General features: G+C 71.5%; 12 protein-coding genes. 3 read left to right on the top strand and 9 right to left on the bottom strand.

Features of this window, described 5'->3' with window-relative positions:
- Window positions 1-116: 116 nt before the first annotated feature.
- The 5 genes from WMF22_RS02615 to WMF22_RS02595 form a co-directional block, all read right to left on the bottom strand.
- Window positions 117-1,016 carry a hypothetical protein gene (locus WMF22_RS02615; RefSeq protein WP_438034726.1) on the bottom strand — a complete coding sequence of 300 codons (900 nt, stop codon included), beginning with the start codon at window positions 1,014-1,016 and terminating at the stop codon, window positions 117-119.
- 16 nt (window positions 1,017-1,032) lie between these two features.
- Complete coding sequence (locus tag WMF22_RS02610) at window positions 1,033-1,890, bottom strand: hypothetical protein (protein ID WP_438034725.1); 858 nt, start codon at window positions 1,888-1,890, stop codon at window positions 1,033-1,035.
- Window positions 1,891-2,165: 275 nt separating this feature from the next.
- A complete protein-coding gene (locus WMF22_RS02605; RefSeq protein WP_437297557.1) occupies window positions 2,166-3,746 on the bottom strand; it encodes a vWA domain-containing protein in 1,581 nt (526 codons plus the stop codon).
- 11 nt (window positions 3,747-3,757) lie between these two features.
- On the bottom strand, window positions 3,758-5,221 hold the full coding sequence (locus WMF22_RS02600) for a hypothetical protein (protein ID WP_438034724.1): 1,464 nt from the start codon (window positions 5,219-5,221) through the stop codon (window positions 3,758-3,760).
- 313 nt (window positions 5,222-5,534) lie between these two features.
- Complete coding sequence (locus WMF22_RS02595; protein ID WP_438034723.1) at window positions 5,535-6,692, bottom strand: zinc-dependent alcohol dehydrogenase; 1,158 nt, start codon at window positions 6,690-6,692, stop codon at window positions 5,535-5,537.
- 380 nt (window positions 6,693-7,072) lie between these two features.
- Here WMF22_RS02595 and WMF22_RS02590 point away from each other — a divergent pair, with 380 nt between their 5' ends.
- Both WMF22_RS02590 and WMF22_RS02585 read left to right on the top strand, forming a co-directional pair.
- Entirely contained in the window at window positions 7,073-7,960 is an 888-nt protein-coding gene (locus WMF22_RS02590; protein WP_438034722.1) for a DUF58 domain-containing protein, read from the top strand.
- 1 nt (window position 7,961) lies between these two features.
- A complete protein-coding gene (locus WMF22_RS02585) occupies window positions 7,962-10,019 on the top strand; it encodes a vWA domain-containing protein (protein ID WP_438034721.1) in 2,058 nt (685 codons plus the stop codon).
- Window positions 10,020-10,097: 78 nt separating this feature from the next.
- Here the strand turns inward: WMF22_RS02585 and WMF22_RS02580 are convergent, their stop codons facing one another.
- Window positions 10,098-10,613, bottom strand: a complete 516-nt coding sequence (locus WMF22_RS02580) for a hypothetical protein (protein ID WP_438034720.1) — start codon at window positions 10,611-10,613, stop codon at window positions 10,098-10,100.
- A gap of 240 nt (window positions 10,614-10,853) precedes the next feature.
- Between WMF22_RS02580 and WMF22_RS02575 the strand changes: the two genes are divergently transcribed.
- Window positions 10,854-12,692, top strand: coding sequence for an FG-GAP repeat domain-containing protein (locus WMF22_RS02575; RefSeq protein WP_438034719.1), 1,839 nt, complete (start codon window positions 10,854-10,856; stop codon window positions 12,690-12,692).
- A 189-nt stretch (window positions 12,693-12,881) separates the two neighbouring features.
- Here the strand turns inward: WMF22_RS02575 and WMF22_RS02570 are convergent, their stop codons facing one another.
- The 3 genes from WMF22_RS02570 to WMF22_RS02560 all read right to left on the bottom strand — a co-directional run bounded on the left by WMF22_RS02570 (window position 12,882) and on the right by WMF22_RS02560 (window position 16,037).
- Complete coding sequence (locus tag WMF22_RS02570) at window positions 12,882-13,421, bottom strand: hypothetical protein (protein WP_438034718.1); 540 nt, start codon at window positions 13,419-13,421, stop codon at window positions 12,882-12,884.
- A gap of 1 nt (window position 13,422) precedes the next feature.
- The gene (locus WMF22_RS02565; protein WP_438034717.1) at window positions 13,423-14,766 is read right to left on the bottom strand and encodes an AAA family ATPase; all 1,344 of its coding nucleotides are present in this window, start codon (window positions 14,764-14,766) and stop codon (window positions 13,423-13,425) included.
- A gap of 122 nt (window positions 14,767-14,888) precedes the next feature.
- Window positions 14,889-16,037 carry a serine/threonine-protein kinase gene (locus tag WMF22_RS02560; RefSeq protein WP_438034716.1) on the bottom strand — a complete coding sequence of 383 codons (1,149 nt, stop codon included), beginning with the start codon at window positions 16,035-16,037 and terminating at the stop codon, window positions 14,889-14,891.
- Between the last annotated feature and the right edge of the window lie 324 nt (window positions 16,038-16,361).

The raw sequence follows: 16,361 nt of genomic DNA, 5'->3' as shown, positions 1-16,361 counted from the left end.
CCCCGCGAGGCAGCTCCGACAGGTCGCCACATGCCGGCGCCCCCTGGCGAGGGGAGAGAAAGTCGATCCAGAACGGAAATCGACCGCCTGCGAGGCCGCTCCCGGCAGGTGACGTGTCAGGGAGCGATGACGATCCGCTGCGCGGCCGTCGCGACGTCGCCGTTCGGGTCCTCCAGGGTGATCTCGACGTCGAGCGCTTGCCCCCGGACGGATTCGACCGGCAGGCCTCGATCCACCCGAAAGCGGATGCCGTAGATCTCGCAGCGGCCTTCCCCGGCTCGGCGCAGCGCGACCAGCGCGGTGAACGGGACCAGCTCGAACGCGAGCTCGGGGAAGTGGCCCCCTACCGTCAGTCGCAAGCCCATCTGCCGGAGGCCGGCCACGCGCAGCGCGAGCCACACGTGGTGCCCCCCTTGAAGGCCCGCCTCGATCGGCAGCACCTCGCCCTCCTCCAGAGGCGCAAACGCGCTCTCCCCCTGCCCCATCACGATCTCTGGGTCGCCCGAGGAGCGCGTCTTGCACGCGTCGCTCGCCGAGGCGATCCACGTCGGATCGTGGTCATCGAGCCCGGACGGGTCGACGAAGGGATCGACGCACATCCCCGCCGCGCACGTCGCGCCGGCCGCGCAGGCGACCCCGGAGCACGCCGCGTCGAGCGAGACGGGCAGGAGCAGCCTTCGCCCGCCGGCCGCGCGGGTCGCGACCGTCCGCTTCACGACGGGCGCCGCCTCGCCGTCGCGGAACGCCGCGACGGACAGCTCGACCTCGGCGCCGTCCTGCGCCGGCGCGATCTCGATCTCCGCCGGGAGCGACAGACCGCTGCTGCCATACGAGAGGCGCTCGGCGCGCGTGATGACGCCATCCACCTTCGTTGTGGTCTCGATCGCGTCGATCTCGAAGCCGATCGCCATGTCCGTCGTGAGGCCGACCACCACGAGCGCGTCGGCGCCCTCGCCCCCGCAGCCCGGGGAGCCGAGGGCGAGCAGCGCGAGCAGCACGTGAGGGGTCGGCCGCACGATCACCCGGAGCCGATCAGCGCGGCGTGTGCGATGAACGCTTGCGGCGCCGCGCGAGCCAGCCTGCGGCGGCCGCGAGCGCGGCGAACGGCGCGGCGAGGGAGGCCTTGCTCGCGGGCCTGAAGGCGCACATGCCGGCGGCGAGGTTCCCGTCGATGCCATCTGGACCGATGGTGACCTCCGCCTCGGCCTTCACGCTGATGCCCTGCGCGAGCAGCGCGTTCACGCACGCGGGGATCTGCGAGCCGGAGAGGATGTACTTCCCACCGCAGAAGAGCGCGCCGTCGCCGCTGCAGGAAGCATCGCAGTTCGCGCGAAACTCGTGCTCGCAGTCCTCGAACTCCTCGTTCTGGCAGGTGGTCTGGCAGTCCATGTTGGCGTCGGCCGTGCACGAGCCCCCGCAGCACTCGATGCAGTGCTGGTAGCAGTCGCCATCCACCGTCACGCACTGGGCGTCGCACTCGCTGTCGCAGTTCGCGTCCCACGTGGCGGCGCACTGGGCGGAATCGTGGGCGCCAGCGCACTCGGCGTCCCGCGTGGTCGTGCACTCGACGAAGCAGTTGTGGGAGCAGATGACGTTGATGTTGTTATCGCAGTCCGACTTGCACTGCGTGGTGCAGCTGTCCGTGCAGGTCGCCTCCGCCGAGAGGGTGCACTCCGTCTTGCAGACCGGCACGAGCTTCGTGGCGCACGCGGTCTTGTAGATCCCGAGCTCGCTGCAGCCCGCGGTGCACTCACCCGTGACGCGCACTTCGCAGTTCGACAGGCCCTCGAAACGAATATTGCCGCACTCCGGGACACCCGCGCTCGCCGGGAGAGCGGCCGTGAGACAGACGGTGATGCTCGCCAACCCGAACCACATGGATCTTCGCATAGGTGCACTCTCCTCCTCGACGGCCACGAAAGTTCGATCCTACACAAGGCGTTCGCCGCGAGGAAGCGACATCGCCGCGGCGCAGGTTTGCGGCGCACGGGGTGCGTTGTTGTGTACGCGGACACGCGTGCACGCGTGCACACGGAGCGCATGTGACGACGTGGAGACGTCGAAACGCGTGTTGAGGGGAATCGACTTGAATGGGGGGTGACGGGCGCGGCGCGCTGGTGTCAGCCGGCGCGCATCGCCGTCACCTGGCGCGCCGCGCGCGGGGCTCAATCGGCGGGCCAGGGGTTCGGCGGATCCGCCGGCACGTAGGGCTGCACGTTCGCCTCCGCCGTGATGAGGTTCTCGATGAACAGATCGACGTAGCGCAGGTCGTCCTCGACGTCGGGGTCCGGATGATCCGCGAGCCACGCCTCGACGTTCGGCCGCAGCGCCTCGAGCGTGCGCCGCGCGGTGCGGGGGTCGGCGTCCGCCGCGAGCTGGGCGGCGAGCTTGAAGCCGGCGAAGAGGTTCAACATCACGAAGCCCTTCTCGACGGTGTCGCCGGAGAAATAGCCGGCCTCGGGCGGCGCGTCGGGCGCGCTCGGCGCCTCGATGTCGACCTCCTGCGCGTGCGCCTCGCCCGTCAGCGGGTGCCGCCACGACAGCGCGAGGCTGCCCACGGCGCGCGGGTCCTCGACGCCTCGCTGGTCGGGCTTCGGCACGAGCTCGAGCAGGATGGCGCCTCCGCCGCCGCGCCGGCCGGAGCCGACGGGCTCCGCGGCGCTCGTCCGGCCGGCGAGGAAGAGGCTCGGGATGTGCACGGCGCCGCCGCGCTCGCCGCCCTGCCAGCCGTTCGTGCCGTACGCGCCGCGCACGACGTAACCGTCGCCCACGGCGACGTCGAGCTCCACGTCGAGCGCCAGGGGCACGAGGAACGTCTTCACCTCCTCGGCGAAGACCTCCTCCACCGCCTTCGGGTCCTCGAGGAAATAGAAGTTGCCCGCGCCGACCTCGCTGATCCCACGCATGGCGTCGACGTCGAACTCGGCCCCGACGCCGATGGCCGTGAGGCCGATCCCCTTCTCCGCGTACCCGGCCGCGAGCGACACGAGCCGCTGAGGCGAGGTGAGCCCGGCCGTGGCCACGCCGTCGGACAGGAAGATCACGCGGTTCTGCCAGGCCGGATCGAGGTGCCGCTCGGCGAGCGCATACGCGGTGAAGAGCCCCTCGTACAGGTTGGTCGACCCCCGCGCTGTCAGGCCCTCGAACGCCTCCGTGAGCGCCTCCCTGTCCGAGCCCTCCGCCTGCTCGAGGACGAGCTCGGCCGTGTCCGAGTAGCGGACGAGCGAGATCCGGTCGGTCGGCTCGAGGGCGTCGATCATCTCGACGAGCCCCGCCCTGACGTAGGCGATCGGGTCGCCTTGCATCGAGCCGCTCGTGTCGACGGCGATGACGAGGTGCAGCGGCGGCCGCTCGAGCGCGCCGAGGTCCACGGGCGAGTTCATCCCGATCTGGATGAGCGTGCAGGGCGAGCCGCTGATCATGTTCCCCATGATCCCGAGCAGCCCGTGCATGCACACGTCCTCGCCGCAGGTCGCGGCCGGGTAATCGAGCTTGTGCTCGGCGAAGAAGCCGACGTCGTCGAGCGTGTCCGGCCCGGGGATCTCGCCGTCCTCGAGGATCTGCCGGAACAGGCCGAAGTCCTGCGCGCCGCCCTGGGAGACGCCCGCGCTGCCCGGGGACGGGGACCCGGGGGGGCCCGGGGTGACGGCGATGCCGCCGGATTCGCCGTCCGAGGACGCGCAGCCGGCCGCGCCGAGCGCGGCGGCGGCGCCGAGCGCGAGGACATCGTGCATTCGGATCTTCATGGCGTGACCTCCTACGGCGCCGCGGTGGCGGCGACCAAGACCGACTCGAGCAGGCGGGGTTGATCGACGGGGACGGTGAAGCACTCCGCGTCGCGCACCGGCATGTCGTCGGCGCGCACGAGGAAGAGCGCGCCGGCGCCCTCGGCGAGCGCCGCGCTCTCGCCGGGGCGCAGCGAGACGACCCCGGAGACGCCGTCGCCGAGCAGCGACGCCTCGAGCGGCTCGACGAGGCTGCCGCACGCGTCGTGGTACCCGCCGCAGGCCGCGAGCGGCGAGAGATCGGCCGAGAAATGGGCGCCTGGCTGCCGGCCGACCATCGACCAGCGGGCGAGCACGTTGCCGCGCAGCGCGAGCACCGCGTGCGTCTCGCTCTCGATGTGGAGGCCGCGCGCGAGCGCCAGCTGGTCCTGCAGGAGCTCGGGGTACCTGCCGCCGTCGATCGCGACGGCGCTCACATGGAGGACGTCGCCCTCGCTGAACGGGATCGCCTCGGCAGGGGCGCAGAGGAAGAAGGTCTCGCCGCGATCGAGCGTGAGGGCGTGGCACCCGTCCGGCGACGACGTCACGCCGGCGAGGACCCCTGCTCTGGAGACGGGCACGGTCCAGTCGAGCCCGCTCCCTCCGGCCGAGGCGCCGCATGCGCCCGCGGGAGCCGGCGTCTCGATGGGCGGCGCCGGGAAGATCGCCGGGTGATCGGCGAGCTCGAGCCTGGCCCCGGCGCGCTGCAGCGTGATCATCCGATCCGCCCGCGGGTTCTCCGTCGATGTGACGAGCTCCTGCTCCGGAAACTCCGCAGCGGACCACGCGAGGAGCGTGAGCGGCAGCCCGTCGGCGTCGATCAGGGTTGCATCGCACCCCGCGTTGCCCAGCGGGAGCGCGCGGCCGGGCGCGATGAGCCAGGTCTCGGCGTTCGCGAACAGATCGCGCGAGAGGGCGCGCGTCGGGTCGTCGAGCAGGACGCCGCAGTCGACCCGCACCGACTCCCGCAGGCGCCGAACGCGGATGAGCTGCTCGGCCTCCGTCGCGTTGCCGATCACGAGCGACGCGAGCTCCTGCGGCTGCGGCGGCGCGCACCCCTCGACGTCGCCGCACGTGATCGGCTGCTCTTTGCTCGTGGCCACGCAGGCCAGGCTGCCCGCCATCAGCGCCAGGCGGTGGGCGACCGGGCGCGCGGGAGCCGGCCGCCCCATCGCCTCGCCGAGCACGCGGTACGAGATGAGGAGCACCGGCAGCGCGACGAGGTCCGTCGGGTCGACGGTGATCCGCCACGGGAGCGGCGTGAGCGCCATGAGCGCCTCGACCGCGCGCGCGGCCTCCGGAACGAGCTTGATGGCGGAAAAGCCCGCGCCGATGGCGACGTGCGCGCCGAGGAACCCGCGGCGCGAGGTCACGCGGAGCAGCGAGGCGAGGACCGCCGGCGCGACAAGGAGCCCCGCGAGGTCGCTGAGCTTCCCGGTCAACCACCCGGGGAGCACACCAGAGCCCTTGAGGGCGTGATCGTTGAGGACGAGGAGCGCCAGGGCTCCTAACCATAAGGGGTGAAGGAGCGTTCGAGTTGAGCGCAGATCTCGAGCCATCGGGAGCTGTCCTTCCGTGCGATCAGAGGCCATCACGGGCGGCCGAGCAAGCGAGCGAGGCGCTCGCCGAGGTCCGGCCCCAAGCAAGCGCCGTACCCGGAACAAACAATCATGAATTCAACAAATTACACAGCAACGCGGCCGCGCGTCCCTGACGCCGGTGTCAGGCGCCAGGGCTGCGGCGGGCCATGGTTCCGATCTGCGCCCTGCGTCAGGGCTTGAGGACGACCTTGACGCAGTCGTCGCGCTTCTTGTTGAAGATCTCGTAGCCGTGCGGGGCGCGGGCGAGCGGCAGGCGGTGGGTGATGATGTCGTCCGCCCGGAGGTGGCCGTCCTCGATGTGCTTGAGGATCCGGTCGACGTAGTTGTGCGCCGGCGCCTGGCCGGCGCGGAGCCTCAGGCCCTTGTCGAAGAGCTGGCCCAGCGGGAAGTTGTCATAGGACACGCCGTAGACCCCAACGACGGGCACGACCCCGCCCCGGCGCACGGCGCTCATGGCGAGCCGGAGGGCCGATATCGTCCCCACCTGGCCGTGAAGGGCGCTGGAGGCCTTCTCGAGCACGCCGCGGTGCGCCTCCATCCCGACCGCGTCGACGCACACGTCCGCGCCGCGCCCGCCCGTCATCGCGCGGATCGCCTCGACGGCGTCGACCTTGTCGACGTTGACGGTCTCGGCCTTGGCGATCTCGCGGGCCGTGTTCAGGCGGTACTCTTCCCGATCGACGCCGATGACGCGCGCCGCGCCGCGGAGCCAGGCGCACTTCATGGTCGCGAGGCCGACAGGCCCGCATCCGAACACGGCGACCGTCTCTCCCCCCTTGAGCTCGGCCCACTCGATCGCCGTCCACCCGGTGGGGAGGATGTCGGTCGTGAAGAGGACCTGCTCGTCGGTGAGGCGCTCAGGCACCCTCCGTGGCCCGAAGTCGGCGTAAGGGACGCGCACGTACTCGGCCTGACCCCCGTTGTAACCGCCGTAGAGGTCCGTGTAGCCGAAGAGGGCGCCGCCCTTGCCCTCGAGCGTGCCGCCCTCGGGGCCGTAGTGCTTCGGATTGGAGCTCTCGCAATGGCCGGGCAGCTCCGCCTGACAGAAGAAGCAACGCCCGCACGCGATGGGGAACGGGACGACGACCCTGTCGCCCTTCCGCAGCTTCGTGACCTGCGGGCCGATCTCCTCGACGACGCCCATGAACTCATGGCCGAGCACCATGGGCTTCGCCTGGGGGAAGAAGCCGTTGTAGATGTGCAGATCCGAGCCGCAGATCGCGGTCGCGGTGACGCGCACGATGACGTCGGTGGGCTCTTCGATCCGGGGATCCGGGACGTCCTCGACGCGGACGTCCGAAGGTTTGTGGAAAACCAGGGCCTTCACGGTGCCTCCTTTCGGGTGACACATCGGTACGGGCGCTCGGCGGCTCTACCGGCCGGGCCGGCGCACGACAGCTGAACCACAGCGCTGGCTCGCATAAAGCGAGCCACGGAGCAGCGGCGCGCCTGCTGACGGGGCCCTGTCGGCCACGACGAACGCGAGTGGGGTGCCCTGCCCCACCGCGTGGCGGTCTGTCTCGACGCCGCGGAGCGACGCGGAGCGACGCGGAACGACGCGGAACGACGCGGAACGACGCGGAACGACGCGGAACGACGCGGAACGACGACGGACCGGGCGCGGCCGGCGCCCCTGCCGAGCGCGGGCCGCCGCTCCTCCGCGACCCCGCTGGCACCCCCGCCCGCGCCGAGGTCTACTGCTGTCCGATGCTCCCCTCGTCCCCCGAGCCGCTCCTCGGCGCGAGCTTCGTCCGCGAGCTCGAGGTGCTCCAGCGGCGGCTCGAGATCCGCGCCCGCTCCGGCGGCGCCGGCGAGCACCTCGCGCGGCGCCGCGGCGGCTCGGCCGAGTTCAAGGAGCACCGGGCGTACGCGCCCGGCGACGACATGCGGCGGATCGACTGGGCCGCGTACGCCCGCACCGGGGAGCCGGTGCTCAAGCTGTTCCGCGCCGAGGAGGACGTCATCGCCCGCATCGTGTGCGACGCGTCGGCGTCCCTCGACTTCGGGGAGCCCACGAAGCTCGACGCGGCCCGCCGGCTCGCGGCCGCGATCGGGTACATGTCGCTCACGCGCTCCGAGCGCGCGCAGCTCTTCGTGGCGGGCGACGGCATCGCCCGCGAGCACGCGCCGGTGCGCGGGCGCGCGGGGCTCGCCGCGCTCCTCCGCGCCCTCGACGGCGTGAGGGCCTCCGGCGGGACGCACCTCGCGCGCGCCATCGACGCCGTCGTGCGGCAGAGCGCGCGGCCGGGCCTGCTCTGCGTCGTCTCCGACTTCTTCGACCCCGGCCCGGTCACCGCCGCGCTCGGGCGCGCGGCGCAGGCCGGCCACGACGTCGCGGCCCTCCAGGTCGTCGCCGCCGACGAGCTCGAGCCGAGCTTCGAGGGCGACCTGACGCTCGAGGACGCCGAGACGGGGGCGCTCGTCGACGTGACCCTGGACGCCGCGGCCCTCGCCGCGTACGCGGCCCACTTCGCCGGCCTGTGCGAGGCGCTGCGCGCGTTCGCCCGCCGCCATGGCGCGACGTACGTGCGAGCGCGGAGCGACGAGCCGCTCGAGGGCGCCGTCCGCCGCTTCGTCTCGAGGAGCGTCGACTGACGTGGCCGCCCCGCTCGCACAGGCCTCCGCGGGCGCCCCGCTCGCGCTGCTCTCGCCCGGCGGCCTGTGGCTGCTCGCGCTGCTCGGCCCGCTCGTCCTGCTCTACATCCTCAAGATCAAGCGGAGCCGCCGGCGCGTCCCCTCGACGTGGCTCTGGGCCGCCGCGCAGCGCGACCTCATGGCGCGCGCGCCGTTCAGGAAGCTCATCGCCCAGCTGCCGCTCGTGCTGCAGGCGCTCGCGCTCGCCCTCCTCGCGCTCGCCCTCGCCCGCCCCGCCTCGCGCGGGCGCGAGCTCACCGGCGATCATGTGGCGATCGTCATCGACACGAGCGCCTCGATGTCCGCGGCCGCTCGAGGGCCGGCCGGCGAGGCGACGACGCGCGTCGAGCTCGCGAAGCAGCTCGCCAGGGACCTCCTCTCCGGCCTCGCCCCGGGCAGCGACGCGCTGATCGTCGAGGCGGGGCGCGACGCGCGCCTCGTCGCGGCGCTCGATCGCGATCGGGTCCGGCTCAAGGCGGCGATCGACCCCATCGCGGCGCGCGACGTCGAGGGCGACCTCGAGGCCGCGGTGGCGCTAGGCATCGACCGGCTCCGCCAGCTCGGCGGCGCCCGCCGGGTCGTCGCGATCACCGACGGCAACCTCGCCCGCCCCGCCTCGCTGCGCGGCGCGTCGCTGCCGGTGGAGGTCATCACGGTCGGTGATCCGGTCGACAACGCCGCCATCGTCCGCGTCGACGTGCGCGCCGGGAGCGCGGTGGTCGGCGCGAGCGGCGCGGACGGCGAGCGTTCGGACCCTCGCGAGGAGGTGCAGGCCTTCCTCGTTGTCGCGAACTTCGGGGCGCAGCCGCGCGACGTGTACGTGACGATGCGGCAGGACAACGCGTCGGACGTGCTCGGCTCGCGGCGCGTGCTGGTCAAGCCGGGCGAGCGCCTCCCTGTCGTGCTCACGTTCCGCCCGTCGCCCGGCGACTACCGCAAGGGGCTCGTCTTCGAGCTCTCGCCGCGCGACGCGATGCCGCTCGACGACGTCGCCTACGGGCGCGTGCCGGCCGGCGACAAGCTCCCTGTGTTCCTCGCGTCGGCCGGCAACGGCCAGGGCGGCGACGCCCAGGGCGCGCAGCCGGGGGCGCCCTCCGGCGGCTCCGTCTGGCTCGAGCGGGCGCTCGCGTCCGATCCGATGACCTCGGTGATCTCGGGCGCGCTCGCGGATCTGCTCGGGAAGCCCGGGCTCGATCCCGACACGTTCGTGGTGATCGACGGCGCGTGCCCGCCCGATCCTCCGGGGGGCGATCTGCTGATCGTGAACCCGCCGCCCGGGCGCTGCGCCGGCACGCTCGTGGGGCAGACGCTCGAGCGCCCCACGCTCACGTCGTGGGACACGGCGGATCCGCGGCTGCGCTTCCTGACGCTGGACGGCGTGAACCTCCGCGTGGCCTCGTCCCTCAAGCCGGAGGCGGCGACGCAGGAGCTGATCCGCGCCCAGGAGGGCACGATCGCGACCGACATCTCCACCGCCTCGCGGACCGGCACGCTGCTCGGCTTCGACGTGGGTGAGAGCGACTGGCCGCTCAAGGCGTCGTTCGTGCTCTTCGTGCGCAACCTGCTCGAGCAGGCGCGCGCCCACCGCGCCCACGGCATCACAGGCCCCGCGCGCACCGGCGAGCCGCTGCGCGTGAGCATCCCCGCGACCGCGCGGGACCTCCAGGCCATGGGCCCCGCGGGCGAGCGGCTCGAGGTCGCGCAGCGCGCCGGCGTCGCGGTGATCGCGGAGACGCCCCGCGCGGGCTTCTACCGCCTCGCCTGGCAGGGACCGCAGGCCGGGTCCGTCGTCGTGCCGGCGAACCTCACGAGCGTCGCCGAGAGCGACCTCACGCCGAGGCCGCTCCTCGCGGAGGGAGGCGGCGAGGTCGCCGTCTCCAGCGCGGCGGGACAGCCGGACGCCCACGTCGAGTGGACCTGGCTGCTGGCGCTCGCGGCGCTCGGCCTGGTGGTCGCCGACGTCTGGTATTTCACGCGCGTGCCGAGGCCGCTGCGAGGCCATGACAGGCCTGCAGCCTAGCGCTGCGGCGGGAAAGCGCCGAGGATCGGCGGAAAGACAGCCACGGCGCCAGGGCCGCGCCGCGAGGAGCCAGAGGCCCTACCCGGCCATCTCGGCGGATAGGGTCCTCGTCTCGATATCGACCCACAGCTGGAAACTCCCGGCCTCAAGCTCCTTCGCGTAGAAGATCTTCGGGTAAAGCTGCCCCTTGAGCCTCACGCCTCGCTTGCAGCTCGCCACGATCGCCGCCCTGGTCGCGGCGAACAACCTGGCCACACGGCTCTTCTTCGCCACCGGGCGGATCGTGACCTGCTCGAGATCCTGACCGCGCTGACGCGCACCGGCGAACTCGAGCAGATTTGCGGCCTCACGGTCGATGAAGCCCCAGTCCTGCTCGCTGGCGGGCGCCCTCCGCGACGCCAGGTACACCAGCTGATAGCCGCCTCTCAGGTACTCGTGCGCCGCGAGAGGGCTCGCTTCGACGACGGAGAGCCTCGCGCCGCCATGCGCGCCCTCGAAGCGCTGGAGCACGAGGTGCGCCTTGTGAGAACGAGCGATGTCGGTGATCGTCTCGAAGAGCACCACCGTCGGAATGAACGCCTCTATCGTGGGCATGCGCCGCCTCCGGGGGGTGAACGCGTCGTCCCTCTCCGAGATCTACATGATACACCCCCACTGGCAACGAACCACACTCTGCCCTGGGCAACCACCCACACCGCGGTCCCGCGGGGCTCCCCCTCGGCCGGACTCTCGTATCCCCGGCTCTCAAGGTTCCTGGTAATCTCGATGAGCTTGGCTCCTGTCCTTTTCTGCCGGCGGGTGTCACCCGCTGGCGGCGCATCCCCCGGAGGCCCCATGGTTACCCAGCGCTGCCCGTGCCGTTCCGATCGCGGGTTCCCCACCGGACCTCGACACCCGCCCCCTTCGCCGGGGGCCGCGCGCACCGGCCTGGGTGAATGGGCGCTCGGCAGCGTCGCGTTGCTCCTCGCGCTGCTCGCGACGGCCTGCGCCGGGGGCGATCTCGGGGATGGCGCGAGCGGCCCCGGCGGCGGCGCGGGCAGCACGGGCGGCACGCGCAACCCGATCTGCGAGGTGGGCACGAGCACCGGCGAGGTGCAGGCGCCCGAGCACCGGATGGTCCTGCCCGGGCAGACGAGCTGGTACGCGTCGCCGGTGGTGATGGACCTCGACGGCGACGGTCGGAACGAGCTCATCGCCGCTTATTATGCGCTCTTCGTCTTCGACTCGAACGGGAAGGAGATCGATCGCGCCGAGGCCGGGGAGGACCGGGTTTACGCGCCGCACGTGGTCGCCGACCTCGAGGGCGACGGGGCGATCGACATCGTGTATGGCAACGGTCACCAGGTCTTCGCATTCGAATGGCAGGGCGGGCTCGCGCTGAAGGCCGGGTGGCCGGCGGACACCACGACGGCCGGCAACGCCCCCGAGGTGCGCGGGCTCGCCGCGGCGGATCTCGACGGCGACGGCACCATCGAGGTGGTGGCGACGACGACGCAGACCGCGAGCACCGAGGACGGCGGCGCGCAGATCTTCGTCTTCAGCGCGGATGGGTCGCTCTATCGGCCCGCATCCGCGGGCGCCGGCTTCGCGGCCTGGCCTCGGTACAACAACCAGAGCGGCCCGGGGAACGATGCCGATCGCAACGGCATGGGGCACTCCGGGTTCGGGTGTTATGGGCTCAACGTCGGCATCGGTGACATCGATGACGACCCGGAGCTCGAGATCCTGGCCACCTACGACAACCACCACGTCCAGGCGTTCAACCATGACGGCGTGGCGATCGACGCCGCGCCGTATTTCAAGAATCGCGACGACGCGTTCGCCGACAAGCCGCTGACCTGGGGCCAGTTCATCCGCTGGGCGGACCCGAAGGTGGAGGGCGACCATTACCATCTCCATACCGGGACATGGCCGCACCCGAGCTCCGCCGAGTGGCTGCAGTGGACCGCGTCGCCGCCGAACGTGGTCGATCTCGACGGGGACGGGCGGAACGAGGTCGTCGGGGTACCGAACGTCGAGATGCACGAGCCTTACGAGACGCAGGCATATGCGGTGATGGTGCTCGAGGGGGCGCACGGCGACGGAAACCGATCGGCGATGCGCAAGCCCGGGTGGGAGACGCTCCCGCGCGGCGAGAGGCCGCTCGAGATCGACGGTTATTACCCGCCGAGCGGCGTGCCCTCGCCGACGACGGTGAACCTCCAGGGGGACGCGCGGCCCGAGATCATCGTCCCGATGAACGACGGGTATCTCTATGCGTTCGGCCCCGACGCGTCGCTCCTGTGGCGATACAACTACATGCACGGCAAATCGATCATGTTCGCGACCGAGGCCACCGTGGCCGACCTGAACCAGGACGGCTCACCCGAGGTCCTGCTGGCGACCTACGGCGCTCCCGACGTGCTCGACTCGGGCAACCTCGTGATCCTCGGCGCGAACGGCGCGGTCCTGCACGACGTGCCCCTGCCGAACCCCGGCAGCAATGGGAACGGCAACGGCGCGCCCGCCGCGCCGGCGGTGGGTGATCTCGACGGAGACGGCCAGCTCGAGGTCTTCGTGCAGACCTTCGAGCATGGAATGGATGTCTTCACGATCCCGGGCTCGGCGGCCAATTGCATGCTCTGGCCCACCTCGCGAGGTGGCCCGCTGCGCACGGGCCAGCCCTCGCGGTGACCCTCGCTCGCACGGCGGGCGGGAGGCCGTGAGCGGCGCGCTGGCTCGCGGCGGCCCGGGCGGAGCGAGCCAGGGCGGTCGCCGCGCCCTCCGAGGCTGGGGCACCCGAGCAGGCTCGGTACCACCGAGCGAACGCTAGCCCACCTTCCACGGATCGATGCCGCACCCCCGCGCGGCGCCCTATGCGCTTCAGCCGGGTGACGGCTCGTCCGCGGGCAGGCTCTGAAGCCAGGTGACCGCCTCGTCCCAGCGGAAGGCGCGCCTCGGCTCGGCTTCGCGGAGCCGCTGCCATTCCTCGCCCTCGTCGTGGGTGATGATGCGCGACGCGGGGTCGTCCTCGACGGCGAGGGCGATGAGCCAGTCCGTGGTCATCGGCATCTTTCCAGGGATGACTTTGAAATCGGCGATCAGCTCGCCGCCGAGGGTACGCTTCTTCGCCAGCTCCCAATCGCGGTCCGTCGGATACCGCTGACACAAGCTGTCGGCCCATCGGGCGGCGGTCGGATGATCAAGGTGGATGTCGATGATCTGGATGCCAAACTGGCGGAGGAGGCCATCGAAGCGGACCTCCGAGAATCTGGCGCCCTTGCTCACACGCATCTGGCGACGCCTTTCAAGGTAGACCTGCGCATGGATTACAACCTCGACCCTTTTGCTCCCAGCGAGAATGCAGAGCTTTTCGATGTCGACGACGCTACGCGCCGCGTTGGTGTCAATCCAGAGCCGCACGTCAGGCATCCTTGGAGGACTCATCGCCAAGACCGAACTGCTCGTCGAGCTCTGACGCGGTCCATGCCTCCCAGCGGCCCTCCGGTCGGGAACGCAGGAACCACAGGTATCCGCCGCTCTGCAGCCCGAGATCGCCGCGCATCTCCGCGGGGATCTGCGTGTAGCCCTCGGGTGTCACCCAGTGCTGCTTGGCGCCGCTCTTGCTCGCGCGATCTTGAAGCTCGCGGTCCGAGCGCGAAGGCTGCCGCGTGACGAGCGTCTCCCCCTCGGGAGAGCGGCTGAACCGGAGCACCTCGGGGCCGTCGAAGACCTGGACGTGGCTCTCGAGGAAGATCTGGTCGACGATCCCGCGTTGCACCTGCTCGCGCAGGATGTCGCGGACGAGCTCCTGGTTGTCGGGATGCAAGCTCATCTCCGGCTCCTCGATGGCAACAAGGCCGGCGCGGGACGTGAGCACGGCCGCGACGAGAGCGACCACCTGCTGCTCGCCCGAGCTGAGCTCGGAGAGCCGTAGGATCTGCTTGCCCCGGACCTCGAAGCGCAGATCGGTGACCTCCCCGCCAGCCACGGGCGCGCGGAGCACGGAGATCTCTCGATCCGACAGGGTCTTGAACCGATGGATGAGCTCCACGAAGACGCGCCAGCGCTCCGTCTCTTCCGGATCGAGCGAGGTCGCCAGCGCGAGGAGGCGCTCGGCCGTGGCGGCGGACAGGGTGCTGCCCCCCTCGTCGCGCGCCCCCCCCTCGCCGATGGCCCGGAAGTCTCGACGGCGAGCGTCCAGCAGGAAGAACGGCTTGCTCCCGGGGCCGAGCGGCGCCTCAATGGCGTTCTTCAGCGGCGAAATCTCGTCACGTTGCGCCGCATTCTTCAGCGGCCCTCGCAGCGCTCTCCAGCTGTTCGCTGAGCCGGGTACCGCCCTCGCCAGCCGGAGGAGGACGTCGTTGCCCGAAGGGGTCAGTGTGATGCGGAGGGCGCCCAGCCGAGCATCGTCGAAGTGAACTGCGATCCGCTGAGGATCGCGAACACCGGGAGGCCAGCTCCGGTGGCTCATCGACAGGCCGAAATAGCTGTTGCTGAAGCCCCACTGCAGCTTCAAAGCACCGTCCTGGGAGACCATCGCATCAGGGCTCACGACCGAGCTCAGCCAGAACGAGGCGGCCCGAAAGAACAGATCAATCGCCGCGAGCGCATTCGATTTTCCGGCCCCGTTGGCCCCGTGAAGCACGGGCATCGCGTCCACCGCGCCGCCAGAGCTCAGGTCGATCTCCGTGGGCCCTCGGAACGTCCGGAAATTTTCGATCACGAGCCGCGAGATGAGCAGCGATGGGGTGGCGCGGGCGTTCACCCGCCAGAGCAGAGCAATACGCGGACCCAAAGGTCAAGCTTGCGCCCCGCCGTGCTTCGACCCGCCCTCAGCGCGCTCACCCCGCCCCTCGGCTCGGACCGCTCAGCGGCTCGTCCCCACCCTCAAGGGCAGGCCGTCTGCTCGCCCTGAGGCCGGCCCCGGTAGACCCGGTGCGCCCGGCGGCGCGACGACCACCGGCGGCTCGGCCGGCTCCGCTCCTCCACCCACCAGGATACGCGCGGCGCCGCGCCATGGCCCGCAGGTACACAGGGCTCCTCGCAAGGAAGCCACTCCCCCTCGAGCGACACGCCGCGCGCGTCCTCCAGGACGCCCCGCGCCCTCAGCCACGCGGCGAGCGCCTCGCCGAGCTCGCGCATGCTCGACCAGCGCGAGGACGGCTCCTTCCGCAGCCCGCGCTCCACGATCGCCCAGAGATCCGCGTCGAGGCCGCACGTGTCGACGAGCGACGGCACCGCGTCCTGCAGCACCGCCCGCAGGCCGTCCAGCGCGTTCCTTGACGAGAACGGGGGCCGGCCCGACAGGAGCTCGTACAGCATCGCGCAGAGCGACCAGATATCGGCGCGGCGATCGATGTCAGGGACGGCGAGGACCTGCTCCGGCGGCATGTAGTCGGGGGTGCCGAAGACCTCGAAGCTCGCCGACGCCTGGCTCGCCTCGCGCTCGGAGACGATCTTCGCGACGCCGAAATCGACGATCTTCGGCTGGAGCCGGCCGCCGCCGCGGCGCACCAGCATCACGTTGTCCGGCTTGAGGTCGCGGTGGACGACCCCCTTCTCGTGCACCGCGTGCATCGCGCCCGCGACCGGGAGGAGCAGCGCGATCGCACGCTCCGGCGTCATCGCCGCCTCGCGCGCGAGCGCGCTCCTCAGCGACTCTCCCTCGATGAGCTCCATCACCAGGTACGGGTCCCCCGCCGCGGTCTCGCCGAGGTCGAAGATCCGGACGACCTCCGCGTGGTTCAGCCGGCCCGCGGCGCGCGCCTCGCGGACGAAATACTCCGCGAGCTCCGGCGACCGGAGCTCGGGCCGCATCAGCTTGATCGCGACCTCCGACCCGAGCGCCACGTGCGTCGCGATCCAGACCGTGCCCATCGCCCCCTCGCCGATCCTGCGGACCAGGCGGTACTTGCCCGCGACGAGATCCCCCTCCTGGTGGTGCGCGCTGCGCGCGGGCTCACCGAACCCCTCATCGAGATCCCATGTGCCGCCGTCCGTGCCGCTCCAGGTGTCCGTGCTCTCGATGCGCGACATGATGTCTCCTGCCCCGGCTGCGCGGCCTCGCCACGCCCATGGCCGCTCTTGACGGCTCTTGTCCGCTCTTGTCCCCGCTTGTCCCCGCTTGTCCCCGCTAAAGCAGACGGCGTGCCATCCCTGACAAACATGGAAAGCTGCTCCATGGAAAGGCGCTCCGATGCGCCGGAGCGCCCCATGAAACCCGCTCGATACCGACAGAGGCGCCCCACGGCGTCGCCGATGGGGCACTCGGCCACACCCGCCGAAGCGGCGTCCCCGGGCCGCCGCAAAGATGATTTACTGCGGCTCCCCCGCATGCGGACCGAACGGAGGCCTCCCTGA

It is taken from the genome of Sorangium sp. So ce204 (assembly GCF_051526795.1).
Lineage (GTDB): Bacteria > Myxococcota_A > Polyangia > Polyangiales > Polyangiaceae > Sorangium > Sorangium cellulosum_B.
Note: the sequence above shows the minus strand (reverse complement) of the source record. Positions and strands in the feature narration are given on the sequence as shown.